The organism is Mucilaginibacter sp. PAMB04168 (genome assembly GCF_039634365.2).
Lineage (GTDB): Bacteria > Bacteroidota > Bacteroidia > Sphingobacteriales > Sphingobacteriaceae > Mucilaginibacter.
This window is the reverse complement of record NZ_CP155079.2, coordinates 2,486,147-2,512,479: the sequence shown is the minus strand read 5'-3', so window position 1 is coordinate 2,512,479 and position 26,333 is coordinate 2,486,147. Positions and strand designations below refer to the sequence as shown.

Below are 26,333 nucleotides of genomic sequence, written 5' to 3'. Positions count from 1 at the left end.
AGCTACAGCATTAAAAATTTATGTGGCCCTTAAATGTAATCAATTGTTTTGTTATGCAAAACAGCCGTAAGGTAAGCCGCTACGCCAAAAGCTGCCGGCTTTATTAACTTTGTCGCATGGATTATTTTAAAAAGCTTTTAACCCTGTTAAATATTGAACGTGATGACGACCGCAAAGCTTATTTAAAACTTACCGAGACCAGTTCGGCTACAGATCGCCGGACTAACGGCCTAACTTGGTATCCTATTGCCATAAGAGGAACTGAACTTAGCCGTGGCGACTATTTGACTGTTGAAGTTGAACGAACCACGCATCAGGAGATTACCCACCAGTTGAGGTTTGGCGCTTCGGCGGCTTTGTTTTCCAACCACGATCCGAAGAATAACCGCGTGGAAGGCACGATTGCTTATGTGGGTAGGGATAGGCTAAAGATTACTCTGCTTACCGATGAGTTGCCAGATTGGTCGCGCGATGGCAAGCTGGGTATAGACCTGCTGTTTGATGAGAATAGCTACAAGGAAATGCAGGATGCACTTAAAACAGCTGATGTATTGTCTGATAAACAGTCTGACTCCAGTCTTATACAAGTACTAACCGGACAAAAGCCACCATCTTTCTTAAACCGGGCCAGTTACACCTCAACCGTTAGCTTAAATAATTCGCAGAATAAAGCTGTTGATCAAATCATTGACGCGCAAGATTTATGCATTGTTCATGGTCCGCCGGGTACAGGCAAAACAACTACACTGGTACAAGCCATTAAAACGTTGATTGCTCAAGAAGGAGAACAGGTTTTGGTAGTTGCGCCCAGTAACACTGCGGTTGATCTGTTAAGCGAAAAATTAGCGGCCGAAGGATTACGTGTGTTGCGTATTGGCAACCCTGTTCGTGTTTCAGACAGGTTAACAGCGCTTACCCTTGATGAGCAGATTGCCAATCATCCGCACATGAAGGAAATAAAAAAGTTGAAGAAACAAGCGGCCGAGTACAAGAATATGGCGCATAAATACAAGCGCAGCTTTGGAAAGGCAGAACGTGACCAACGCAAGGCTTTGTTTGATGAGGCGCACCGCATTATGAAAGATGTGGGAAAAACAGAACAATACATTACCGATGATTTGACGGCCAAGGCGCAAGTAATAACAGCTACTCTTGTAGGTTCAAACCACTATACCATCCGTAATCTGAAATTTAAGACCGTTTTTATTGACGAGGCCGGACAAGCATTGGAACCTGCTTGTTGGATACCTATACTTAAAGCTCAAAAAGTGATTTTAGCCGGTGACCATTATCAGCTTCCGCCCACCATTAAATCGGCTGAGGCTGCAAAAGGCGGATTAAGCACTACGCTACTTGAAAAGTGTACTTTGCATCATCCCGAGGCAGTTACTTTATTGGAAGAGCAATACCGAATGAACGAGTCGATTATGAGTTACTCATCAAAAGTATTTTACCAGGACAGACTTATGGCCAATTCATCAGTAGCGCAACAATTGTTGTTTGAAGGCGATTTACCGCTCAACTTTGTAGATACAGCGGGCTGCGGTTTTGACGAAAAGATGGAAGGAACAAGTTCAACCAATCCTGAAGAAGCCGCCTTTCTATTTACACACTTAGCACAATTGGTAGAGCAACTCAACGGTCATTACGACTTAACTAACTTTCCGAGTATTGCAGTTATATCACCTTACAAAGAACAAATACGTTTATTGCGGGACCAATTGGCTAATCATCCAGAATTAATTAATTATGGTGAAAAAATAGCGATAAACACGATTGATAGTTTTCAAGGCCAAGAACGTGATGTGGTATACATCAGCATGACGCGCAGTAATAACCAAGGTGATATTGGATTTTTATCAGATATACGCCGCATGAATGTAGCTATGACCCGTGCCCGTAAAAAACTGGTAGTAATAGGCGATAGCTCTACCCTAGCGCAGTTACCGTTTTACGCCGACTTTATAACCTATACCGAACAACACGGCGGATATCAAAGTGCTTGGGAATATATAAGTTAGAAGTAACCACCTGTAGTGATACTTTCGATTAAAGGATTTTTAAATTAGCACTACTATATGAAGAAAGCCGATTAACCGGCCTTCTTTAAATGAATACATATTAATTGGCTGGCTTTGATAACTGCGATGCAGCAATCTCATCAACCATAAAAATCAATTCTCCGTGAGTTGGATTTAGTAATTGAGACGGATATTTTTCAGGATTGCGTTCACCTTCTATTACCTCATGTAGCGCATGCGTTTTCTTTTCACCGAAGGTAAGCACGGCTATCCTTTTTGCCCGATTAATGAGCGGTGCAGTTAAGGTAATACGATACATATCCTGCGGCTGCAGGTAATAAGCAGCTACCCACTTGTCTTGCTCATGCAACACGTCGGTACCAGGAAACAAGGATGCGGTATGGCCGTCGTCACCCATACCCAAAAATATCAGGTCGAACGCACCCTCTTCACCAACCTGTTCGCGTATCCACTGCTCGTACTCCGCAGCAAACGCTTCGGGAGAGTCCGCTGCATCATACATAGGTTTGATTTGTTTTGTGGGGATGGGCACGTGGTTAAGCAGTGTATCAAAAGCCATTTTGGCGTTGCTACGCTCATCTTCCATTGGAACCCAGCGTTCATCTCCCCAAAATATGAAGACATGTTGCCATTCAACCTGTTCAGCGTATGGCGAAGCAGCCAGTAACTTATGCAAGGCAACGGGCGAACTACCACCTGTTAAAGCAACTGTAAAGCTACCTTTTTCGGCAATGGCTTCCTGTGCCGATTGCACAAATAATTGTGCCGCGGCATCGCTTAATTCCTGAGTATTTTTGAATATGCGAATCATTATTGTGGCAATTAATGGTGCGTTTTGTTATGCGCGTTCAAAGCCCAAACATGACCTTGGCGTGCTATCAATGCTTCGGCAGTTTCGGGTCCCCAGCTTCCTGCAGCGTAGTTAGGAAAATCAAGCGACTCGCGATTTTCCCAAATTTCCTGTATAGGCGTGATTACGTCCCAAGCCTCCTCTACCTGATCCGAACGCATAAACAAGGTGGCATCACCCTGCATGGCATCAAGCAGCAACGTTTCGTAAGCCTCCGGCGACTGTGTTGAGCAGGTATCATAATCAAAAATCATTTCTGAAGGATTTAAGCTCATTTCTAGCCCCGGCCGTTTAGTCATAAACCTCAACCTGATATCCATTTGCGGCTGAATATTAATGGTCAACCGGTTAGGCATCAAGTTCTCAGCCTGCCCATCTGAGAAAGTTGAGTGTGGCACCGGCTTAAATTCAATAGTGATAGATGATGTTTTTTCCTGCATGCGTTTACCAGTACGCAGGTAAAAAGGTACACCTTGCCAGCGCCAATTGTCCAGGTAAAATTTAATAGCTGCAAAAGTCTCCGTGTTAGAAGTGGGGTTCACGCCCTCCTCCTGCCGGTAACCCGCTACTTTCTTTCCCTGCATCCAGCCATCGTTGTATTGACCACGTACAGCATAATGATGCACTTCCTCGGGTTTAAAACGCCTGATAGCACGTAGCACATCTACCTTACGGTTGCGGATCTCTTCAGCTTTAAAGGAAGCTGGTGTTTCCATAGCTACCATACACAATATTTGCAGCAGGTGATTTTGAATCATATCCTTTAGTGCACCTGCGCTTTCATAATAGCCGCCACGGTCTTCAACACCTACCTGCTCAGCAACCGTTATTTGCACCGACTCAATATAGTTGCGGTTCCATAACGGTTCAAACAATGCATTTGCAAAGCGGAAGGCCAGAATATTCTGTACCGTTTCTTTGCCCAGGTAATGGTCAATACGGTAAATCTGCTCTTCCTGAAAAGTACGGGTAAGCAATTGATTAAGCTCAATAGCCGTCTCTTTGTTGTGGCCAAACGGCTTTTCGATCACCATGCGATCTTGTGAGGGTACGCTGGCTAAGCCCGATTGATTGATGTTAACAGTAACCGCTTCGATAAATCTTGGCGCTACTGAAAGATAGAATAACCTGTTCGCTCTTTCTCCCCATTGCTTATCTAAGGCATCCAGCTTTTCGGCCAATTGCTTGTATGATTCGGGATCATCTATGTTAGATTGAAAGTAAGTGATACTCGGATTAAACTTGGCCCACTTATCGTCGGCCGGAGCACCGGTTCTTGAAAACTCAGCCAAACCGTCTTTTAAACGCCCACGATAAGATTCATCGTCGAGCTCTGTACGACCGAGACCAATGATAGCAAACTGCTCGGGCATCCAATTTTCTAAAAATAAATTGTAGAAAGCCGGAATTAATTTACGTTTAGCCAAATCTCCAGTACCGCCAAAAATAACGATGATTGCTGGTTTAGCTTTATTACCTGTTTTCATGCTTGTAAAATTATAGTAATGAATAGGTAAACAATTAATCCCAGTGTGTATGGAAAGTTCCTTCGCGGTCAGTACGTTCGTATGTATGTGCGCCAAAATAATCGCGTTGCGCCTGTATAAGATTAGTTGCTAAGCGCTCACTACGATAAGCATCAAAATAAGCAAGTGAGTTCATAAAAGCCGCTACTGGGATGCCTTTATCTACAGCTAATTTAATTACAGTACGGATGTTAGTTTGCTTGTTTACCAACTTGCCGCCAATTTCGTTATCCAGCAATATGTTTGGCAATTCAGGGTTACGAACGTATGCCTGCCGGAAATCCTCAAGCACAACTGCCCGAATTATACAACCGCCACGCCAAATTTTAGCTACCTGTTCCAGGTTTAAGCCATAATTGTAGGTTTTGGAAGCAATGGTTAATTGGGCTAATCCCTGTGCATAAATGGTAATCATGGCAAAGTAAAAGGCCTGTCTTAGTTCCTCAATCAACTGCTCTTCGCTAATCTCGCCTCCAGTTGCTGTCCAGGTAAGTTCCTTAGCTGCCTCAATACGCTCGGGTTTGTATTTTGACATATCACGCATAGTAACTGCAGCATCAATAACCGGTATTGGCGCTTGTAGGTCCATTGCATTTTGCGAAGTCCACTTGCCGGTACCCTTAGCTTTAGCCCAGTCAGAAATTTTGTTAACTAAACGTTCACCGGTTTCTTCATCAAATTTATTGAGTACAATGCCGGTTATTTCAATCAAGAAAGATTGCAATTCGGTCTGATTCCAATCCGCGAAAGTTTGTTGTATTTTTTCATCACTAATGCCATAACCACGTTTCATCAGGTCGTACACTTCAGATATAAGTTGCATAATACCGTACTCGATACCATTATGCACCATCTTTACATAGTTACCAGCCGAACCACTGCCCAAATACGTTACGCAAGGCTCGCCATTCACTTTAGCAGCAATAGCTTCAAAAATGGGGCGTAAACGCTCATAAGCATTTTGGTCGCCGCCCGGCATCATGCTTGGGCCAAAACGGGCACCTTTTTCGCCACCCGAAATACCCATGCCGAAAAAGTGGATATTTTTCTCAGCAAGTTCAGCCACACGGCGGTCTGTATCCGGGAAATAAGAGTTACCGCCATCAATTACAATGTCGCCTTCTTCTAAAAAGGGTAACAAGCTGCCTATAGCGCTATCAACCGGCTTGCCAGCTGGCACCAACAACATAATTGCACGTGGTTTGCGTATGAGGCTTACAAATTCCTGCGCTTGCGTAGTAGCCTTTACATCCTGGCCTTCTGCAGCCTCTTTTTCAAGAGATTCAGCCTTCGCAGCATCAAGGTCTAAACCAGCTACCGCAAAATTGTTATCGGCCATATTTAACAATAGATTACGGCCCATAACGCCTAAACCTACTATGCCAAAATCATATGATTTCATAAAATAATTGTGTTTTGAGTTGAAATTTCCTGCCTTACACTGCTTCAGGACGCAGCCCAAAGGCGTTAAAAGCACTTCGGGTGGTTTCCGTATTAATATGATGTATGGTATTGATTCCTAACTGCTGGGCAGCTTGTATAAACACCAACCGGTCGTCCAAATATATAGCTTCTTTTGGCTTAATCTGCAACAGGTCTAACGCCGTCGTATAAATACTCTTATCGGGCTTTCGTGCTTGAATGATACATGATGAAGCAAACACATCAATAAACGATTTCAAGTTGTACTGCTTTATACGGTATTCATTAATTTCCTTACCCTCATTGTTAACAGCAATAGTTTGTAAACCATATTGTTGTTTGAGCTGTGCAACCAGCGAAATCATATCAAGGTAAGGCTGAGACTGCCCCATCATAAAGCTCTTAAAATCCTGCGGAGTAAATGGACGCGATTCGTAAAATACTAATAAGTTAAGATACTCGTCCAAAGTGCTCTTGCCCGACTCATAAGCATCAAATATAATGCGGTGCCGCTCATTCATTTCCTCAAAATTGATGTTGAAGTGATCGGCAGCAGCCTTACGAGAGCCGCGGTCCCAGCCATTGGTGAGAAAAATCCCACCAATGTCCAGTAAAAGCGCTTTTATTGGGCTTGAATCCTGTATCATGACACAGCGCCTTCTGCCCGTTTTTCTTCCAGTACGCTCATCAAGCTCTGAAATGGTTTGATGAACTTCTGAATACCTTCTTCTTCAAGCTTTTTGGTGATGTCGATAAGCTTGATGCCTACTACATCTTCCAGTTGGTAAAGCACCCACTGTGCTTCTTCTATGCCTGCTTCTAAACGATCAGCAGGCACGCCGTGATCGCGAAACGCGTTCAAAGTGTCCTTAGGTACGGTGTTCACCGTGTTCGGGCCAATTAAAGCCTCAATGTACATCACATCCCGGTAAGCCGGATTCTTGGTACTGGTGCTTGCCCATAGTAAACGCTGCGGTTTGGCTCCTTTAGCTTCAAGGGCTTTAAACCTATCAGACTCGAACACTTCTTTATAAATATGATACGCAACACGTGCGCTGGCGATAGCTACTTTACCTATTAATTGTTTGGCTACTAACGACCGATTATTTTGTTCCTCACATATTTTCTCAAGCATTGGGTCGACCATTGCGTCGATACGGCTTAGAAAGAAGCTGGCCACGGAGGCGATGTTATCAATCCTCTCTCCTTTTGCATCACGTTCTTCTAACCCGGCAACATAAGCTTCAGCCACTTCCCTGTATCTCTCCAATCCAAAAAGTAAAGTTACATTGACATTTATACCATCGGCAATAACCTGCGTAATGGCAGGTAAACCCTCTTTGGTTCCGGGAATCTTAATCATTACGTTTGGTCGGTCAAGCTCTTGCCATGATGAGCGGGCCTCTTTTATAGTACCCTCTGTATCAAGCGCCAAACTAGGTGACACCTCAAGACTTACATAACCATCAAGGCCATTGGTTTCCTTGTATACTTCTTTAAAAAGGTCTGCCGCGGCTTGTACATCCTCTATGGCAATGGCCAGGAATATCTCTTCGGCCGATTTACCTGACTTAGCCAACGTTTGAATAATATCCACATAGTCATCACTATGTGCAATGGCTTCTTCAAATATGGCTGGGTTTGAGGTTACGCCCCTTAAATTATCATTATCAATAAGCGCTTTCAGTTCACCAGAGGCGATAAACTTGCGACGGATATAATCAAGCCAGATGCTTTGGCCAAAGTTTGGAATTTGTGCTAATGGATTCATGATTTGAATTGTTTTTCTAATGCGATTACTTTATCTAAACGGCGTTGAAAACGCTCTCCGCCGTCATATTTTGCGTTCAGAAAAGCCTGAACTATTTCCCATATTAACATGGGACCTATTACACGGCCTCCAACGCAGAGCAAATTCATATCATCATGCTCTACGCCCTGGTGGGCCGAATAACTTTCTGTTATTAAGGCGGCTCTAACACCCGGTATTTTATTAGCTGCTACCGAAACGCCAACCCCGCTTCCACAAACGGCAATGCCACGGTCAACCTCTTTGTGGAGCAATGCCATGCCTAGCGGAATAATAACATCCGGATAGTCATCCGTTGGTTCGTAGGTATTAGCTCCGTAATCGGTAATATCGTAACCCATATCGGTGAGTTGCTGTACCAGTTTTTGCTTTTGCTCATAACCGGCATGATCGGCGGCAATACCTATTTTCATGGTTGTGTTGGGTTTGTATTTAACAATTGCTGGGCAGTTTGATAAACATTATCTACGGTAAAGCCGAAATGCTCTAAAACAGCCTCACCTTCGCCCGAGTCGCCAAATGAGTCGATACCAATTACTTTGCCCTGGATACCTACATATTTGTACCAGCCAAAAGTAACACCGGCTTCAACTGCTATACGCTTGGTAACACTTGGTGGCAATACCGCGTTCCGGTATTCTTCGTCTTGGTAGTCGAACAGATCCCATGATGGCATACTCACTACACGTACTTTGACGCCTTCTTTACTAAGCTGCTCTTGTGCGCCTAAAACCAACTTTACTTCGGAGCCACTTGCTATCAAGATGATATCGGGCTCGCCATCGCTATCCTTCAGTATATAGGCGCCCCTCTCTACATTACTGGCCGAAGGGTAAATATTCTGATCTAACACCGGTAACTTTTGCCGGGACAATATAAGCGCCACCGGACCTTTGTTACGGCTCATAGCAATACGCCAGGCCTGCACGGTTTCATTAGCATCAGCCGGGCGAATAACGGTTAGGTTAGGCACTGTACGCAAACCGGTAACTTGTTCAACCGGCTGGTGAGTCGGGCCGTCTTCTCCTAGTGCAATACTGTCATGTGTAAACACATAAGTAACAGGAGCATGTGTTAAAGCAGCCAAACGGATAGCACCTCTCATGTAATCTGAAAAGGTAAGGAAGGTACCGCCATACACACGTGTACCGCCATGCGCATCAATGCCGTTCATGATAGCGCCCATGGCATGCTCACGTACGCCGAACCATATCGTATTGTTTTGGTAGTGGCCGGGCTGGAAACTCTCGTCACCGCTTTTAGGCGTCTCGTTTGAACTTGCAAGATCGGCAGAACCACCAATTAAAAATGGCACCGACTTACGTAAGGCTTCCAGCGTTTTACCTGATACCTGACGCGTAGCCAGGCTTTCTTCGGGCGAAAATACAGGCAACTGTGCGTCCCATCCTTCAGGCAGCTCACCTTTAAAGGCAATATCAAATTGCTTAGCCTCGGTTTGGAAAGCTTCGCTGTAAGCTTTAAAAGCCTCGTTCCATTCTGCTTGTAATTGTGCACCTTGTTGACCCGGCTCCAATAAAAGTTGCTTTACTTCTTCCGGAATAAAGAACGTCTTTTCAGGATCCCATCCAAAAAATTCCTTAGTTTTCTTAACGTTATCTTCGCCTAAGGCAGCGCCGTGCACCTTATTGGTTCCTTGCATTGGGCTACCAAAACCGATAATAGTTTTTACTGAAATTAAGGTTGGGCGCTCTGTATCGGCCTGTGCCTCTAAAATAGCTTGCTCAATGGCTGCTAAATCGTTGCCATCCTCTACCGTTAGGGTTTGCCATCCGTACGCATCAAATCGTGCTTGTACATCTTCAGTAAATGCCAGGCTTGTAGGCCCATCAAGCGATATTTTATTATCGTCATATAAGTAAATCAGCTTACCTAATTTCAGGTGGCCCGCCAAAGAAGCGGCTTCTGAGGCTACGCCCTCCATTAAGTCGCCGTCGCTCACGATGCCATACGTGTAATGATCTATTAAATTATGACCTTCGCGGTTATACAGGGCTGCTAAATGTGCTTCGGCAATGGCTACACCTACCCCATTACCAAAGCCCTGTCCTAACGGACCAGTTGTTACTTCGATACCCGGCGTCATTGTCGATTCGGGGTGACCAGGCGTTTTTGAGCCTAACTGCCTGAACTTTTTCAGTTCCTCATACGGAAGGTCATAACCGTAAAGGTGTAATAAGCTATATAATAAGGCAGATCCGTGTCCGGCAGAAAGAATAAAACGATCGCGGTTTGGCCATTTAGGCTCGGCCGGGTTAAAGCGTAAGAACCGGCTCCAAAGTACATAAGCCATAGGCGCCGCACCTAACGGCAAACCGGGGTGGCCCGAATTGGCAGCTTGGACCATATCAACCGATAAGAACCGGATGGTGTTTACGCTGAGTTCATCGACCTGAGAGAATGCTTGTTTTGTCATGATTGGATGTTATATCACTTTTAATGATGGTTATTCTATTTAGTTGAATGGTAATTTAGCTGCTAAATGCAGCGTTACAAAGCTGACCAAAGCTTGCCTGCAAACATTTGATAAAAGACATAAAGTAACGTTGACATATGTCAATAATTAAGTGAATATATGAATGATCTTTACATATTTAATCGTTCAAGTTTAACACATGGCTAGGCTGCAGGTTTTCACTAAAAAAACACGAGCTCTAATTTGACTTTTTGAAGATAAAACTCCCTGGCATTTAAACTGCTCCGAAAATGGTATATTTAACCAATAACTCAAGCTTACGCATGTCATGGAAACCTATAAAACCGTAAAAAACTCACAGACAACTTTAACAGAGCTGATGATTCCATCATACTCCAATTTTGGTGGAAAGGTACATGGTGGCGTTATATTGGGATTAATGGACAAAGTAGCCTATGCTTGTGCTGCCAAACATGCCGGTAATTATTGTGTAACCGTTTCTATCGATACGGTAAACTTTATGGCGCCGGTAGAAGTTGGCGAACTTGTATCCCTGCTGGCTTCGGTTAACTACGTAGGCAATTCATCAATGGTAATTGGCATCAGGGTACAAACGGAGAATGTAAAAACGCAGGAGATTAAACATACCAATTCCAGCTACTTTACCATGGTAGCCATGGGCGATGATCATATGCCTGTACAAGTACCGGGGCTCATACTGCAAAACCAAACTGAGATTAAGCGTTTTTATGAAGCCTACCACCGCAAAGAGTTAACACGTTATTACGATCAGGAACAGAACCGTATAAAAAATGCCGATGAAATGGAGGAAGCAATTAAGCTTTTAGGACAGGAACGGTGCCGAGTTGAATTGATCGATACAACTGCCTGATTTGCACCTTTTCCCGCTATTCACAAACAGACAGTGAGAGGTCTTATCCGCTTTGCTATCTAAAAGCAAGGCGTATAAGACATCTGTTAATCACTTGGAACGGCAGCCGGCCGTTGGCTACTTTACCGGCGCAGTACATTCGTCAACCAGGGTAAGAATTGATTGGTAATTCTTTTGCACGGCATCTGACAAGGCGATTTCACATGTTTTGGAAGATGAGTAGTAACCGCTGCACGGTTCGTTCCTGGCATCATGAGCTTCGAGGTGCGTTGCAGCTCTGGTAAGTTCGGGGAATAAGAAACCCCTGTCGCCAGCCATACCACAGCAGCCAGCATGTACTGGTACCGTCACCTTTTCGGCATAGTGTCCTGCCACCACCGAAAAGGCATTTTCAAGCCCCATTTTGGTTAATGAGCATACTGGGTGCAACATAATATTGCTTTTTTTACTTACTACAGGCGTTTTAGGAATAATATATTCTTGTACATATTCTATGCTATCTAAAATACGCATAGCGTCATATTTGGCCTTATTTTCATCTGTAAGCTTGCCACGACAGTTGCGTAGCGTTTGCGTACAGGAGCTAATGTCTAAAACTATGGCATGCTTACCCTGCTGCGTTGTTTCCCATAGATGACTAACCGTTTGGTTGACGGTAAAAGCATGCGAATCTGAAAAACCCTTTGACGAATAGATCTGTCCACAGCAAAGACCGCCTAATCCCTGCGGAATAATAACCTGTATTTCGGCCCGGGCCGAAACATCCAAGAACGTTTGCATAACTGTTTTCTGCCCCTTATGAGCCTCCCCCATCACCCTGTTGATGCAGGCCGGGAAATATACTACGGCATCAGCCAAGCCGGTAGACTTATTTAATTTAGGTAATGACGGCGCAACAGCCAACTGGTTTGACCACAGTGGGAAAGCCGGCACAACTTTCTTAATACCTGCGGTTAAATTTTTCATGGTGTTTACGCCAAATACTTTATTAAACGTTACGCCCATGTACAACGCAGTTTTAACCAAAGCTGCTACTACCTTAAAATTTTTGGCAGTAAACAAAGCTAAGCTGTTAGCCACACCCGAGTGATTTTCTTTGCGCAGCCGTTTTACCAATTCGCCGGTGTTAATATCAACCGGACAGGCCGTGGCGCACAAGCCATCAACGGCGCAGGTATCCAATCCAGGATATTGGTATTGTTCTACCAATTCGTTATACTGTTTAAAGTTACCCTGTAGCTTAAGTTTGGTTATTTCGCGCCTTACCACAATGCGCTTCCGGGGCGTTAGCGTTACATCGCGGCTAGGGCACTTATGTTCACAAAAACCACACTCCATACAGCGGTCTACCTCTTCCTCTACCTGCGGCAAGTCTTTAAGGTTGCGTATGTGTGCGGCCTTATCATGGTTAATGATCACACCAGGATTCAACAGATTTTCAGGGTCAACCAAAAGTTTCACCGCTTTCATAATCTCGTAAATCTCCGGCCCCCATTCAGTTTCAACAAATGGCGCCATATTGCGGCCTGTACCGTGTTCAGCTTTAAGAGTTCCTTGATATTTATCTACTACCAGGCTCACAACTTCTCTTATAAACCTATCGTAACGTTCAATTTCGGCAGGGGTATCAAATGCTTGGGTCACTACAAAGTGTATGTTCCCATCCTTAGCATGACCAAAAATAATGGCGTTTTGATAATGGTATTTCTCGAACAGCCGGTGCAAATCCAGTATGGCATCACCTAAGGTGGCAACCGGGAAGGCTATATCTTCTAAAATTACCGTAGTACCGCTTGCCCTTACCGCGCCCACCGCCGGAAAAAGCCCTTTCCGTACTTTCCATAACAGCGCCTGCTCCACCGGGTTAACGGTAAATTTCACCTCATTCAACAAATCGAGTTGAGCGGCAACTTCCATAAATTGCCCTATTTTTGCTTCCACTTCCTCCGCTGTATCTGCCTGAAATTCTACTAAGAGCGCGGCAGCACTTTGGGGCAGCTCTTTAATTATAGCGGGCATTCCGGGTGTATGTTCAATTGAGCGTAGCGAAGCCCTGTCCATCAACTCAACCGCTTCAGCACCCGATTGGGTAAGTGGCACAATGGCCTGACAAGCGGAATAGATGCTTGGAAAATATAACATAGCCGTAGACTTTGCCTTATAATCGGGCACAGTATTCATCACTGCTTCGGCAATAAAGCCCAAAGTACCTTCGGCCCCTACCAACAGGTGCCCTAATATATCCAGCGGATGCTCAAAATCTAAAAAGGCATTAACAGCATAGCCAACCGTATTCTTGGTTTTATACTTTTTACGGATGATGGCTTGCAGCTCAGGATTGCCTATTAGCTGGCTACGCATACTTTTTAATTGTTCAGCCAAAACCTCACACTCGGCATCAAAGCGACTGTAATCAGCTTGGTTCTCGGTCGAAAATTGCTTACCATCTGGCAGTATAAAGCTGATATGCTTAATCGTGTGATAGGAATTCTTGGCAACTCCGCAGCACATGCCGCTGGAGTTGTTGGAGATGATTCCACCCATCATAGCCGAGTTTATACTCGCAGGATCGGGACCGATTTTTTTCCCATACTTTTTAAGGTAAGTATTCACAATAGCGCCAATAGCACCTGGCTGAACACGAACGCTACCGCCGTTGTCTTCAATACTGATCTTACGCCAATGCTGACTTAGATCTACCAATATACCATCCGTAACCGACTGACCTGACAAACTCGTACCGGCCGCACGAAACACCAGTGGCACTTGATGCTGTTTTGAAAAGTGAAACAGCTTTTGAATCTCAGTTTCGTTAACAGGCAGTACTACAGCCTTAGGGCGCATGTAATAAAAACCTGCATCAGATGCCGATGCTACCAAATCGATGAGACTGGCCTTAACACGTTCTTTAGGTAAAATATCTTCTAATAACCGGGGTATATCCATGCTACAATATTCGAAACTGTAAAGTTAACGCCCCTTGAGCTATTATTCGTTTATCCGGTTGTTTTTTTGTGGTGAATATATTGCCTCATTCTAAAATAGTTTACGTACCTGTAAACCGTTTAGTATAGTTTGCCCGGTCCGCGCCTTAAAATTTATAACGATGCCCTTCCCATGGCTTGCATTAACCATTACTTTACTACTGTAAGCTTTATCGGGTTCGAGGTAATTACTGTTGCTTAAGTTTTCCACTACGGTAACATTGTTTATAGCTACGTCAAATGCACGTGTGCTGATCTCATCTTTCTTGGCAACGCTGCCTGTTGTTGAAAGGTTGTAGACTAATTCCTCACCTTTTTGGTTAGAGAGCAGTTCGGCAAAGTGCAGTGTTACCTCGTAAGTACCGTCGGGCACATCAAGCTTAAATTGCTCTATGCCTACCCGCTGCGTTTCAAACACCGGATCGTTATCAGTACCCAGTATGTTTTTGTCAGATCCGTAACTGATACGTCCGTTGCCTTTCATCGTAAACACCTCACCGCCTATATAGCCCCAGCTGCCAGGTTCATAGGCTTTTTCGGGTAACCATACTTGCTGTTGCACTTCATCTACAATAAAGCGTTTATCGCCCAGGCTTACATTCAACTCAGTAAAGGGCAAAGCGGTGCTTTTAAGATTGGCGGGTACAAGATTAAAATCGATCAACACCTCGTCGGCAACCTGCTCATCATTAACAAAAGTTATTGCCTGCAGCCTGTTCTCGCCGTTTATAAAGGGCACATTAAATGCCGCAGCACCATCTACGGTGTTAACCGAACCTAAGTCTTTACCATTCAGCTTCAGCATTACACTGGGTTGGTTGCTGTATATTTCGACAGGCTGGGTACACTGCAATTTATCTGTTGATTCGGCTATACCACTGCGTAATGTCCATCGCTTTGAGCCAATGGATACAAAAGGCTTTTTCCATAGGTTGGCTTTGTACAGCCAATAACTGTCCTTGGGTTGTCTGTCTATAGTAGCTATACCTTTATTATTAATGTGGGGCATACTTTCAGCACGTTGTTCTGAATTAAAGTCGGCCAGATTCCATATCGCCCCGCCGGCAACAAATGCCCGTTCGTTCATGGCTTTGAGGTAAGCCTTGTGATAGATAACCGCATACTCGTTTGATTTGTCGAACCTTACAGGCTGCATGCTATGTACACGCGGATCGGCATCGGCACCGTATTCTGTAACTATTAACGGTTTATCGGGCAAATCTTTATGGTGTCGGTCAAGGTACTGGGCAAAGCCGTTCAAATCGCCGCCGTACCAGCCCTGGTATAGGTTCCAGCCTACAATTTTCGGTATTTTGGTTAGGCCAGCGTTGTTATATAACTCAAAACTGCCGTGATTAGGAATCATGGTATACCGGTATGGATCTTCTTTTCGGGTAAGATCTTCGAGTTGCTGTGCTAGTTGGGCTACGTTTTTAAGGTAAGTTTGCCGTTCCACAGATCCGTTGGCATAAGGCAAACGCAGCAAAACCTCGTTCATGTAGGCCCAAATGATAAGGCTTGGATGATTAAAGTTCTGACGAATCATTTCCACCTGCATATTTTTACTGTTTTGTGCAAACGCTGCGCTTTCGGTAATTTGATTTACAATAGGTATCTCAACCGAAGCCAGTACCCCCAGCCGGTCGCAGGCTTGCAAAACTTCCGGATCTTGCGGATAATGAGCCACGCGCAAATAGTTGGCACCCATGTTTTTTAACAGTTCAACGTCGCGCACGTGCATAGCATCAGGCAGCGCATTACCTTGGTCTTTATAATCCTGATGGCGACTGGCGCCCATTAGCTTGTAATGTTTTCCGTTCAGGAAAAAACCCTTTTGGGCATCAAAATCATACCAGCGAAACCCTAGCGGATTGTTTACCTCATCCAGTTGTGTTTTGGTATCAGCATCAACTAAAACTGAATTAATCTTATAAAGGTAAGGGCTTTCGGGCGACCACAAGGCGGGTTGCATGATGTTTACAATATTCTGCGTAAAGCTTACTTTTTGCCCTGCTCCTGCTTTTGCCGATGTTTGTTTTTGCGCAATTACCTTCCCTTCATTGTCTGTAATACGAGTAATGACCCGCAAACTCCTGGTTTTGGTTGATTGGTTTACAAATGCTCCGGCTATGTTTACATCAGCTTTTACAGCCGATACATTCGGCGTGGTTACAAATATCCCGGCTGAAGCGTTATCATCCGTATCGAAGTGAACCGGATTGGTAGCCACCAAATAAACGTCGCGGTATATACCGCCAAAAAAAGTAAAATCGGCTGATAATGGTGGAATATCATCATTATGCTTGTTGTTAAGCTTCACAGCAATGACATTGACCGAGTTTGGCGCAAAATTTAAATATTGCTTAACCGGTATATTAAAAGCACTATAACCGCCAATGTGTGCACCAGCCTTTTTTCCGTTTACATACACTTCAGCAACCTGCGAAGCACCTTCGAAATAAACGCTGACATATTTGTCCTGCCAGGATGCCGGAATGCTTAAGCGCTTGGTGTACCAACATGTACCACGGTAATAACCTTTTTCGTCGTCTGTTACATCGGCTGTGTTCCAGCTATGCGGAATAGATATGGTTTCCCACTTAACGTTGGTGTTATTTGCCGGAAAGCCTTCAATATCACCTTTATAAAACTGCCAGTTAGTATTTATACTGGCTTTGATCCGTTGTGCGTGCACAGTTAAAACCTGAAACAAAAGCAAAAGGATAAGCAAACGTTTAGTTAAGGTAGACATAGAAAATACGCTTTACAATTTTTGGTTTATAATGCTAATTGGGCGGTGGCGATATCATAGCTACACGCCTGGCATTTACTGGCCATAAAAAGACGATTTTTGGTGAAGAATAGCAAACATAATTGTGTATTTAATACACTTTTAAATTAAATTGGTAAGGCTTCCATTTTGTGGTTACCCAAACCCATTACAAACATTACTCGTTAAAGCTTAAAGCAAAACTTTTTTCCATCTGGTTGTTTACTTAATATACATCTAAAAAACAGAACCTATGGTACCCTATGATGATGAGCCAACCAAAGATTATCCTCACCATACCGAGCAAACGGCCGATGCACCAGCAGGCGGTTATGAGGTAAAGGATGATAGTAATTTGGATGAAAGCGATTTGAAACGCACCATATTTGGCGGCGAAGAGCACAACCCCGATCAGCCCGGCTATGAAAGCCACGGCATGGGCGGACAAAGTTTTGGCGAGATGAGTGAAAACCGTTCGGGTGATGATTTAGCCAACCCATCGCGCACTGCGGGTTACAGTAACGATTATTTTAAACGTACAGAACCCCTGCAGGAACACCCCGAAAATCAAAATTTTAAACCACAAGACCAACAAGGAGAACCAGACGTGAACGAAGGAAAAGAAGAAGTTCCGGGCTACCGTGAAGAGCCCGAGCAACAAAAAGTAGGCGGTGTTGAACAAGACAATGGCCGCACCCAAGAAGGAACAGCAGATAATGACGGCGACCGCCAAAAAGTAGGTCAGGATGAATCTGATACGGAAGGCACCGCTTATTACAAGCCAGAGGACGATAAAGGCACGCCAGACTATGGTAGCAACAGTCCGGAGAATCAGTAAGCAAAATTTTTACTGTTTAAAAAGCGCTCTGTGAATTTCACAGAGCGCTTTTTTTATAGACGCTCCCCCGGCGTCATTACCCTTGTAAAAGTAGAAATATACCTCACGGGCGCATTAAGTAATTATTTTAACGGAAACCTAGTACATTTTGCTGCCTTTAAGAACCATAGTGGTTTGTATGCAACACCAACGGAAAACGAAGCGTTTAATGAATACTTAAAGAAGTTCAACAGGCAAAGGCTCAATTTAATTTTCCCTGGCTGATTCAATACCACTGCATTTAATTTTCAGCATGATTACATTCCGGGTTGAAGAAAACTCAAATCGTGCCACAGCAAACTTAAACCTTAAACTACCACTTTACATTCTTCTCTATAAAGCCAATTAACTGATTAGCCATATCTATTTGTTCCTTTTTACTGGGGTGGCCGGGCGTATTTTTAGCAGGGAATATGAATGATTGAATACTTTTATCTTTTAAACCCACTATGGCCTGCTTTATGTATCCCGGCCATGGCGAACCTTCGCGGCTGGCATCCATACTGCCTAAGGCACAAATAATTTGAGCCTTAGGATACTTTGAGCGAATGGTTTTTACAAAAGTTTGATAAGCGGCAACTATCTGCGCAGGCGTTGGCTTTTTATCACCAAAACGCGCTTTAAATTCCGGATGCTCTGGGTGTTCTACCAGCCAGGAATCGTTTTGGAACAAGTTAATTACAACCACATCAGGCGTATAACGGGTGAAGTCCCACTTCAGTTGCAAGTTAGACGGATCGACTTTATCGTACATCTCCGGCATAATCTGCGGAAACCAGCTTACCAAAACGCCTATACCGCTCCGAGCCGTGCAATAGTATTCGGCGTCGAAGTGCCTGGCGGTTATAGCGGCATAACTCTGATAATTATCTTCATAAGGAGCAGATCCACGATCTTTTCCGGTTGTATCCAATACAGCAAAGCCGCAGGTTATAGAATTACCAAAAAACTCAATCTTATGTTTCTTAATAGCCGGCGCAGCTAAAAGTGCAGAACCTGCATCCAGATCAAATTCGTACAGCCAGGTTTTACCCATTGCCCACTCTGTTAGCTTAAACAACTCCAAAGTGTGGTTCGCCTTAGGTAAATTTGCCGCTAAAGTATAAGCATGTTTTTGAGCGTCAATCTGAATGCGCTGCGTAACTGTACCATCAATAATTACATTGTAGTAATTATTGCCGCCTTCATCCTGCAATACAGCTTTAACACCGGTGCCGTTAAAATTAATTTTTGCGCTCGTGCCAGACCAGGCCAGCATAGTTCGTTCGGGCTGTATGTCTACCCTGCCCATGTAATGTATATGATTATCATTACTTTTTACAACTACATCTTGCGCATGAGCAGCCAACGTTGTTGCTAAGCTAACTAGTAAACAAAAGCATATTTTATGCATTCCAGTAATATTAAATTGAAAACAGTTCTTTTATTTAGAATAATTATAAACTACCTTTGTCACAGCAAAGTGCCATGGATAAAGAGCTTACAAATACACCAGCCGAATATAACGTTAATCAACCATTGTTGATGAAAGAGTTTACTTTTCAGCTGGACTGCGTTTACAAAAAGTGCTGCAAAAAGTATAAGAAAGGCAAACGGTGCCGCAGCTGTCCAAAGAGTTAGTCACTTAAAGTGTAGTTCCATTAGCATGCAATATGAATAATTAAAATTCACTTTTGCATCACGTAATAATATTTTAAATACCGTTCCAGAATAAGATAATATATTTCGGTTCAACGCTACTTTTTTAAGATTCGACCATAAAGCCGTTCAAATTTTACTTCTTGAAAATATATAATTTCTCTTTATCATTCTGATATTTCGAATTTATCTGCATTTTTAGCAAAAGTTATATTCAACCTATGATAATTGATTCGAGGGCGTTCGCAAGAGCCGGATTGCTGGGCAACCCCAGCGATGGCTACTTCGGAAAAACCATAAGTTTAAGCATCAAAAACTTTGGAGCCCACATACTACTCTATCAGTCGCCCGAACTGGTTATTGAGCCGCAAGAGGCTGATGCCAACGCATTTAGAAACGTTTATCACCTAAGAGACACCGTTAGCCTAATTGGCTATAACGGCGGCATCCCCATTATAAAAGCTGCTATTAAGAAGTTTTGCGACTATTGCGACGAAAACAGTATTAAGCTATCCAACAAAAATTTCACTATACGCTATCATTCTTCCATACCACGACAGGTTGGTTTGGCCGGCTCTAGTGCTATTATTATTGCTACGCTGAAAGCATTAATGCGCTTTTATAATATTGATATTCCGGTTCATTTACTGCCTAACATTGCTTTGCAAGCCGAGACGCAGGAAATGGGCATTAACGCAGGCTTGCAAGACCGCGTAATACAATGCTATGAAGGCTGTGTGCATATGGATTTTAACAAGGTACAGATGGATGAACACGGTTACGGCATTTACACCCCTATTGATCCAAATTTGTTACCTAAACTATATATTGCCTACAAAACAGATTTGGGCAAAGTATCAGGCAAAGTGTTGAACGAGATCCGCTCTAAATATGACAAGGGCGACGAGCATGTAATAAGCACCCTAAAAACGATTGCCAACCTGGCCGATGAAGGCGCAGAGGCTATCAAGAACCAGGACTACAATTTATTAGGACAATTAATAAACGCCAACTTTGATAACCGCTGCAAAATAATGAGCATTAGCGACAGCAATATGGAGTTGGTGAATACTGCCCGTAATTGTGGCGCATCGGCTTCCTTTACAGGATCGGGCGGGGCAATTATAGGCATTTACGAGGATGATGAGATGTTGAAGAAGCTGGTTTACAGTTTAAAAAAGATTAACGCCAGGGTAATAAAGCCCTATATGATATAATTATGGTAAAGAAAGCAGTAATTCCAGCGGCAGGATTAGGTACCCGGTTTTTGCCCGCAACCAAAGCGTCTCCAAAAGAAATGCTCCCTATAATTGATACGCCTACTATACAGTATGTGGTACAAGAAGCGGTTGACTCAGGCATTGAAGATATTCTAATTATATCGGGAAAAGGGAAAAGATCAATTGAAGATCACTTTGACCGTCATCCGGAATTAGAAGAGCGTTTGCTGGAGAAAGAAGATAAAATGTATGACGAGATCATGCACTTATCTGACATGGCTAATATCCACTTCATTCGCCAAAAAGAGATTAACGGTTTGGGCGATGCTATTTGCTATGCCCGCCATCACACTGGTAAAGAGCCGTTTGCCGTGTTATTAGGTGATACCATCATCAACTCTGTGATACCAGTTACGCAGCAATTAATAGACATTTATGAACAGTATCAAAGCACGGTTATTGCAGTAGAAACCGTTCCGCATGATAAAGTTTCGCGTTACGGCATTGTGGGTGGCGATATGCTGTCTGACACGTTGATGAACCTGAATACGCTGATAGAGAAGCCTGATGTTGACAAGGCTCCATCAAATCTGGCCATTGCAGGCCGCTATATCTTAACACCAGAGATTTATACCGCCTTAGAGAAAACGCCTCCGGGAAAAAACAACGAGGTGCAATTAACTGATGCCATGCTTAACCTGCTAAAAAGTGAAAGCATGTATGCGCACACTATTGAAGGTAAACGTTATGATATTGGCAACAAGCTTGATTTCTTGAAAACAAACGTAGAATTTGCCTTGCGCCGTAAGGAGTTTGCCAAGCCCTTTTATGCGTTTTTAAAAGAAATTGTAGAGCAACATAAAGATCAGTTTTAACTAAACCAAAAAGCGGCTGTTGATGATCAACAGCCGCTTTTTGGTTTTATGGTCCCCCTTTACCTACTTTCATTACCCTTACTTTAGGTAAACATAAGTAATACCATCACCGCCCCTATCCTGGTGTTCGTCTTCCATGTGGCTAACCTGATCGTATTTCTTAAAATAGTTGCGTATTAATTTGCGTAGTATGCCATCGCCTTTACCATGTATAATTTTAAGTGAGCCGAAACTCATCATCAGGGCACGGTCCAATAGCTTTTCAATAGCATGCAAAGCATCTTCTCCACGCATACCACGTACATCAATCTCGGGGCTAAAGCCTGCTACATCACTGGTTGATGATGCGCTGGTTCCTGCACGGCGAATCTCTTTTGGCACTTCCTTACGCGATACCTTTTGCACGCGCTTGCGCTTAGCTACCGTCCGCAGATCACCTATGGCTATAATTACATTATCCTTGGCAATCTCCATTACCTGGCCGGTAGTGTTTGAGTCTGTCAGTTTAACCCAATCACCTACTTTTAAGTCTTCATCGCCTGTTAGTTTTGCTGGCGCAGCAGCCTTAACTGTATTCTTCTCCACCTCCCGGTTTAGGTTTTCACGTAATACCTTGGTTTTTTCTTTATCAGCCTGATTGCTTTTAATTTCGGCTATCGTATTCTCAACCAGTTTATTAGCATTGGTTATGATATCCTTGGCCTGTTGTTTCGCGTCCCGTATTAAGGCTTTTTGATTTTCTTCCAGGTAACTTTTCAGCTTCTCGTTCTCGGTAAGCAAATTATCAACCCGCCGCTGCTGACGGTCAAGCTGCACCTTGGTATCGTAAATCTCTTTCTTTTCCCGCTCCAGATCAACTAATAAAGTATCTACCTTTTTTTGGCCAGCACTAACTTTATTTTTGGCCAGGTTAAGCACCTGCGGCGGTAAACCAATTTTTTGAGCAATTTCAAAAGCGTAAGAGCTACCTGGCTTACCTACCTCTAATTGATACAACGGCCGCATTTGCTGGTTGTCAAACAACATGGAGGCATTTTCTATACCCTCGGTGTTGCTCGAAAATATTTTAAGGTTTGAGTAGTGTGTAGTTACCATTCCTCTTACCTTTTTTTGATTTAACGACTCCAAAACCGCCTCTGCAATGGGTCCACCAAATTGAGGGTCTGTACCGGTACCAAACTCATCAATCAAAATCAAAGTTCTACCATTGGCCATCTCTACAAAGTGCTTCATTTTTGATAAATGCGCACTGTAGGTACTTAAATCACTTTCGATGGATTGGTCATCGCCAATATCTACAAATACCTGCTTAAATACGCCAACCGTGCTATTTTCATCAGCAGGTATGAGCAATCCCGCTTGGCTCATTAATTGTAACAAGCCAACCGTTTTCATACAAACCGACTTACCACCGGCATTAGGCCCTGATACTGTAATTATACGCACGCCATCATCAATGCTCACGTTAAGCGGTACTACGGTTTTCTTTTCCTTTATAAAACTTAAGAATAGCAAAGGGTGCCTCGCGTTTATAAGCCTCAACTTGGCTTCGTTAACTACTATGGGCATCTCACCTTCAATATCTATAGCAAATAAGGCCTTTGCACGAACAAAGTCTAACTTGGTTAACAAGCTGTGATAGGATAATAGCAACGGCACGTAGGGTCGCAACTCATCAGTTAACTGCGTTAATATCTTTATAATTTCGCGGCGGCGTTCAAATTCGAGGTCACGTATACGGTTATTGAGGCTAAATACTTCCTCCGGCTCCATATAAACCGTTTGGCCGGTTGATGACTCATCATGAATGAAGCCTTTTAACTTACGCTTGTTTTCGGCTAGTAAAGGTATACACAGGCGACCGTCCCTAATGGTAAGTGAGCCGTCGGCTGTCCAGCCGTTAGAAGAGGCGCTTTTAAAGATCTGATCAATTTTGTGACGGGCTTCCTGTTCAGCTTTGGCAATGCCTGAAGTAATGTCCAGCAACTCGCGCGACGCATTTGGCCGTATCTTACCCTTTGCATCCAGCACCATATCAATCTTTTTAATAATGGCCTTCTCTATGGGTAAGTGCTCAAATAAGGCTTCAAGGTTAGGGTATAGCCCTTCCCGCTCGTTAAAATAACCAATTACAGCAAACACAGTTGCCAGTGAGGTTTGTATCTGAAAAAACTCTTCTTCAGATAAGAAGGTCCCTTCTATCTTAACCTTACTGGCAAGAGTCTTGATGTCAAAAAAATGGTTGATGGGCAGAGCCGCATCATTTAGCAATATGTTTTTAAATTCTTGGGCCTGACTCAGAAACTTATGTATCTGATCATAATTATTCATCACCTGTATTTTGTCCACCATTTGCTGGCCCATGGTGCTCAGGCAGTGTGCTTTTATCAGTTCCTTTACTTCGGTAAAGCCTAATTTATCTGCACTATTGTCCGGATATAACATCTAGTATCTATAATAATTTACCTTGCCCCGCTTGCGCCTTCTTAATATGCTGCTTAGGCATCTTTTTAATTTTAGCAACCGAATCGGCTTTGGCCTTGTTAAGACGCGCAACGGAATCGGCTATGCGTTTGGCAATCTTTTCGTTTATTTTATTCTGTCTTATTCTCTCTAATGAATCAGCCTTTACTTTAACTTTTGTAGCCGAATCAGATTTCGCTTTTATAATCGGAAGCACCTTTTCGTATATATCAAACAACTGATCGGGCTTGTTGGCATAATAACTGAAGCTTTTTCTGAATTGCGCGCTATCAGTATCATGTTGCTTAAACACCTGCAGGTAACGGTTTGCACTGTATTTATATAATGTGTCGGGTTGCTGGGCAATCTCCATCAGGCTACCGTCTATGATATGAACATCAACCAGCACACCGGCCATTTGTTGGTGTGTTAGTATGCCTTTTGGTACATCATCACCACAAGACACAAAAAAAATAGCGACTAAAAAAAACAAGTTTTTATATAAGTGCATTCTGTAATTTAGCAGGCTAATAATTAATGAGCAAATTTACGGAATATAAATGAGCATTACCGATAACATTAAACGTCTGAAAAGTGAATTGGATATACTGCACGTCACATTAGTTGCGGTGTCAAAAACCAAGCCTGCCAGCGAGATACAGGAAGCTTATGATGCCGGTCAGCGTCTGTTTGGCGAAAATCAGGTTCAAGAACTGGTGGAGAAATATGAACAGTTGCCAAAAGACATAGAGTGGCATTTAGTAGGTCATTTACAAACTAATAAGGTTAAATACATTGCACCTTTTATTAGCCTTATCCATTCGGTTGATAGCTTAAAGCTTTTGCAGGAAATTGATAAGCAAGCTGCTAAAAACAAACGAATTATTGATTGCTTGCTACAAGTGTATATAGCTGATGAAGAAACCAAGTATGGCTTAGGATTTGACGAAGTAATCGAATTATTAAGATCAGACGAGTTTGCAGAGCTGAAAAATATACGTATACGAGGCCTGATGGGCATTGCCACCAATACCGATAGCGAAAAACAGATTAAAGAAGAGTTTTATGAATTAGACACATTTTTTGACGGCGTAACGCAAAGCTACTTCAGGAAAGAAGATAGTTTTGATACACTGTCAATGGGGATGTCATCAGACTATAAAATTGCCATAGAGCAAGGTAGCACTATGGTACGGTTAGGCAGTACAATCTTCGGCGACCGGGTGATTAAACACTGGAAAAACAATTAGGCCATTAACATGCAGGTACATTTAAGAGTAGCCCAGAAACAAGACTGTCCGCGGTTGATGGAGTTGATTAATGAACTGGCCGTATATGAACGTGCGCCACAAGAAGTAACCGTAAGCCTACAACACTTTGAGGAAGCAGGCTTTGGTCAACGCCCGGTTTGGAAAGCTTTTGTGGCTGAGGTTGACAATTTCATTGTAGGCTTTGCCTTATATTATGTACGCTACTCTACTTGGAAAGGAAGTCGCCTGTATCTGGAAGATTTAATTGTGACAGAAATTATGCGTGGCCGTGGCATTGGTAAATTGTTATTTAACCGATTATTGCAAGAAGCCAGTGAAATGAGCTTTAACGGCATGAGCTGGCAAGTGCTGGATTGGAACGAGCCTGCTATAAATTTTTATAAAAAGTACGAGGCTGGTCTTGAAGCAGGTTGGCTGAATGCCTCCCTTTCTAGCGAACAGCTATTAACCTTTAAGCCATGAAATTGAAATATTTGTTGTTGCTGAGCGTAATTTGTAACTGTTTGGCATCGTGCATTAGCAGCCCTAAAATTGGTAAGCCCGACGTTTATACGGATACCTTGACCTATCAATTTAAAGCTGTAAATGCCAAGGCCGATGATTGCGCCGGGAAGCCCGACAGCACCTGCACCTACGTGAAGTTTAATTATCCGGCTTTTGATAACCAGCCTTTATTGAATGATACGGTGGTTACCGGTTTAGCTATGTTAATGGATAGACAAAAAGGTATTGCCGGATTACAGCGATTAACCTGGCAGTTTTTACAGGACTATAAAGATTTCAGGAAACAAAATCCTACATCTACCATGCACTTTGAACTGGATTGCAAAGTGAATATTATAAGGCAAGATTCAAGCCTTGTAACAATGGAATATAATGGTTATCAGTTTACCGGCGGGGCTCATGGAGGCACGGTTATCCGTTACTTGAACTGGGATGTAAAAGGCAAAAAAAAGATTTTGATGTCCGATATTTTTACACCCGGGTATGAAGCCGAACTTACTAAAACGGCAGAAAAGATATTTCGGAAACAGGAAAACCTGACACCCGGAAAATCCCTGAAAGATGATTACTTTTTTAAGGACGGGAAATTTAGCCTGAACCAAAATTTTTTAATTACCCCCATAGGCATCAAGTTTTTATACAACCAGTATGAAATTAAGCCATATGCAGCCGGGCAAACAAGCCTCGAAGTTCCATATTCTGAAATTAAAACCTTACTGCAACCCCATACAGTTGTAGCCCGATACTTATAATAA

At 43.2% G+C, this 26,333-nt stretch carries 20 protein-coding genes; 8 read left to right on the top strand and 12 right to left on the bottom strand.

The window, feature by feature from the left end; all coding sequences use genetic code 11:
* Nucleotides 1-116 precede the first annotated feature (116 nt).
* Nucleotides 117-2,021 carry an AAA domain-containing protein gene (locus ABDD94_RS10635; RefSeq protein WP_345955855.1) on the top strand — a complete coding sequence of 635 codons (1,905 nt, stop codon included), beginning with the start codon at nucleotides 117-119 and terminating at the stop codon, nucleotides 2,019-2,021.
* Nucleotides 2,022-2,121: 100 nt separating this feature from the next.
* Here ABDD94_RS10635 and pgl read toward each other — a convergent pair whose 3' ends face one another.
* From pgl to tkt, 7 genes are read right to left on the bottom strand one after another with little or no spacing between them, the layout of a single operon-like run.
* Complete coding sequence (gene pgl / locus ABDD94_RS10630) at nucleotides 2,122-2,853, bottom strand: 6-phosphogluconolactonase (RefSeq protein ID WP_345955854.1); 732 nt, start codon at nucleotides 2,851-2,853, stop codon at nucleotides 2,122-2,124.
* An 11-nt stretch (nucleotides 2,854-2,864) separates the two neighbouring features.
* A complete protein-coding gene (gene zwf, locus ABDD94_RS10625; RefSeq protein ID WP_345955853.1) occupies nucleotides 2,865-4,379 on the bottom strand; it encodes a glucose-6-phosphate dehydrogenase in 1,515 nt (504 codons plus the stop codon).
* Between the two features lie 34 nt (nucleotides 4,380-4,413).
* Nucleotides 4,414-5,820, bottom strand: a complete 1,407-nt coding sequence (gndA, locus tag ABDD94_RS10620; RefSeq protein WP_345955852.1) for an NADP-dependent phosphogluconate dehydrogenase — start codon at nucleotides 5,818-5,820, stop codon at nucleotides 4,414-4,416.
* Nucleotides 5,821-5,854: 34 nt separating this feature from the next.
* The gene (locus ABDD94_RS10615) at nucleotides 5,855-6,487 is read right to left on the bottom strand and encodes an HAD family phosphatase (RefSeq protein WP_345955851.1); all 633 of its coding nucleotides are present in this window, start codon (nucleotides 6,485-6,487) and stop codon (nucleotides 5,855-5,857) included.
* Complete coding sequence (gene tal, locus ABDD94_RS10610) at nucleotides 6,484-7,611, bottom strand: transaldolase (protein WP_345955850.1); 1,128 nt, start codon at nucleotides 7,609-7,611, stop codon at nucleotides 6,484-6,486. The genes ABDD94_RS10615 and tal overlap by 4 nt, the downstream gene beginning before the upstream one ends.
* The gene (locus ABDD94_RS10605; protein ID WP_345955849.1) at nucleotides 7,608-8,063 is read right to left on the bottom strand and encodes an RpiB/LacA/LacB family sugar-phosphate isomerase; all 456 of its coding nucleotides are present in this window, start codon (nucleotides 8,061-8,063) and stop codon (nucleotides 7,608-7,610) included. The genes tal and ABDD94_RS10605 overlap by 4 nt, the downstream gene beginning before the upstream one ends.
* A complete protein-coding gene (gene tkt / locus ABDD94_RS10600) occupies nucleotides 8,060-10,084 on the bottom strand; it encodes a transketolase (RefSeq protein ID WP_345955848.1) in 2,025 nt (674 codons plus the stop codon). Before tkt ends, ABDD94_RS10605 begins: the two co-directional genes overlap by 4 nt.
* Nucleotides 10,085-10,412: 328 nt before the next feature.
* Here tkt and ABDD94_RS10595 point away from each other — a divergent pair, with 328 nt between their 5' ends.
* The gene (locus ABDD94_RS10595) at nucleotides 10,413-10,976 is read left to right on the top strand and encodes an acyl-CoA thioesterase (protein WP_345955847.1); all 564 of its coding nucleotides are present in this window, start codon (nucleotides 10,413-10,415) and stop codon (nucleotides 10,974-10,976) included.
* A gap of 117 nt (nucleotides 10,977-11,093) precedes the next feature.
* On the opposite strand, the gene ABDD94_RS10590 is transcribed toward ABDD94_RS10595, so the two are convergent.
* On the bottom strand, nucleotides 11,094-13,922 hold the full coding sequence (locus ABDD94_RS10590; RefSeq protein ID WP_345955846.1) for an FAD-binding and (Fe-S)-binding domain-containing protein: 2,829 nt from the start codon (nucleotides 13,920-13,922) through the stop codon (nucleotides 11,094-11,096).
* Between the two features lie 90 nt (nucleotides 13,923-14,012).
* The gene (locus tag ABDD94_RS10585; protein WP_345955845.1) at nucleotides 14,013-16,712 is read right to left on the bottom strand and encodes a glycoside hydrolase family 2 TIM barrel-domain containing protein; all 2,700 of its coding nucleotides are present in this window, start codon (nucleotides 16,710-16,712) and stop codon (nucleotides 14,013-14,015) included.
* Between the two features lie 271 nt (nucleotides 16,713-16,983).
* Here ABDD94_RS10585 and ABDD94_RS10580 point away from each other — a divergent pair, with 271 nt between their 5' ends.
* Nucleotides 16,984-17,568: a hypothetical protein gene (locus tag ABDD94_RS10580; RefSeq protein ID WP_345955844.1), complete on the top strand. Its 585-nt coding sequence runs from the start codon at nucleotides 16,984-16,986 to the stop codon at nucleotides 17,566-17,568.
* Nucleotides 17,569-17,920: 352 nt separating this feature from the next.
* On the opposite strand, the gene ABDD94_RS10575 is transcribed toward ABDD94_RS10580, so the two are convergent.
* Nucleotides 17,921-18,898, bottom strand: a complete 978-nt coding sequence (locus tag ABDD94_RS10575; RefSeq protein ID WP_345955843.1) for an SGNH/GDSL hydrolase family protein — start codon at nucleotides 18,896-18,898, stop codon at nucleotides 17,921-17,923.
* A gap of 568 nt (nucleotides 18,899-19,466) precedes the next feature.
* Here ABDD94_RS10575 and ABDD94_RS10570 point away from each other — a divergent pair.
* Both ABDD94_RS10570 and galU read left to right on the top strand, forming a co-directional pair.
* On the top strand, nucleotides 19,467-20,462 hold the full coding sequence (locus ABDD94_RS10570; protein WP_345955842.1) for a hypothetical protein: 996 nt from the start codon (nucleotides 19,467-19,469) through the stop codon (nucleotides 20,460-20,462).
* Nucleotides 20,463-20,464: 2 nt separating this feature from the next.
* Nucleotides 20,465-21,340, top strand: a complete 876-nt coding sequence (gene galU, locus ABDD94_RS10565) for a UTP--glucose-1-phosphate uridylyltransferase GalU (RefSeq protein WP_345947560.1) — start codon at nucleotides 20,465-20,467, stop codon at nucleotides 21,338-21,340.
* A 78-nt stretch (nucleotides 21,341-21,418) separates the two neighbouring features.
* Here galU and ABDD94_RS10560 read toward each other — a convergent pair whose 3' ends face one another.
* Both ABDD94_RS10560 and ABDD94_RS10555 read right to left on the bottom strand, forming a co-directional pair.
* Complete coding sequence (locus tag ABDD94_RS10560) at nucleotides 21,419-23,785, bottom strand: endonuclease MutS2 (protein ID WP_345955841.1); 2,367 nt, start codon at nucleotides 23,783-23,785, stop codon at nucleotides 21,419-21,421.
* A 7-nt stretch (nucleotides 23,786-23,792) separates the two neighbouring features.
* Nucleotides 23,793-24,314 (bottom strand): DUF4296 domain-containing protein, encoded by a 522-nt coding sequence (locus ABDD94_RS10555; protein WP_345955840.1) that lies wholly within the window; start codon nucleotides 24,312-24,314, stop codon nucleotides 23,793-23,795.
* A 49-nt stretch (nucleotides 24,315-24,363) separates the two neighbouring features.
* On the opposite strand from ABDD94_RS10555, the gene ABDD94_RS10550 reads away from it, so the two are divergent.
* Genes ABDD94_RS10550 through ABDD94_RS10540 form a run of 3 tightly spaced genes read left to right on the top strand, consistent with a single transcriptional unit; the run spans nucleotide 24,364 to nucleotide 26,330 of the window.
* Nucleotides 24,364-25,053: a YggS family pyridoxal phosphate-dependent enzyme gene (locus ABDD94_RS10550; protein ID WP_345955839.1), complete on the top strand. Its 690-nt coding sequence runs from the start codon at nucleotides 24,364-24,366 to the stop codon at nucleotides 25,051-25,053.
* A 9-nt stretch (nucleotides 25,054-25,062) separates the two neighbouring features.
* The gene (locus ABDD94_RS10545; protein ID WP_345947564.1) at nucleotides 25,063-25,536 is read left to right on the top strand and encodes a GNAT family N-acetyltransferase; all 474 of its coding nucleotides are present in this window, start codon (nucleotides 25,063-25,065) and stop codon (nucleotides 25,534-25,536) included.
* Nucleotides 25,533-26,330 carry a DUF3298 domain-containing protein gene (locus tag ABDD94_RS10540; protein WP_345955838.1) on the top strand — a complete coding sequence of 266 codons (798 nt, stop codon included), beginning with the start codon at nucleotides 25,533-25,535 and terminating at the stop codon, nucleotides 26,328-26,330. Before ABDD94_RS10545 ends, ABDD94_RS10540 begins: the two co-directional genes overlap by 4 nt.
* Nucleotides 26,331-26,333: the final 3 nt, after the last annotated feature.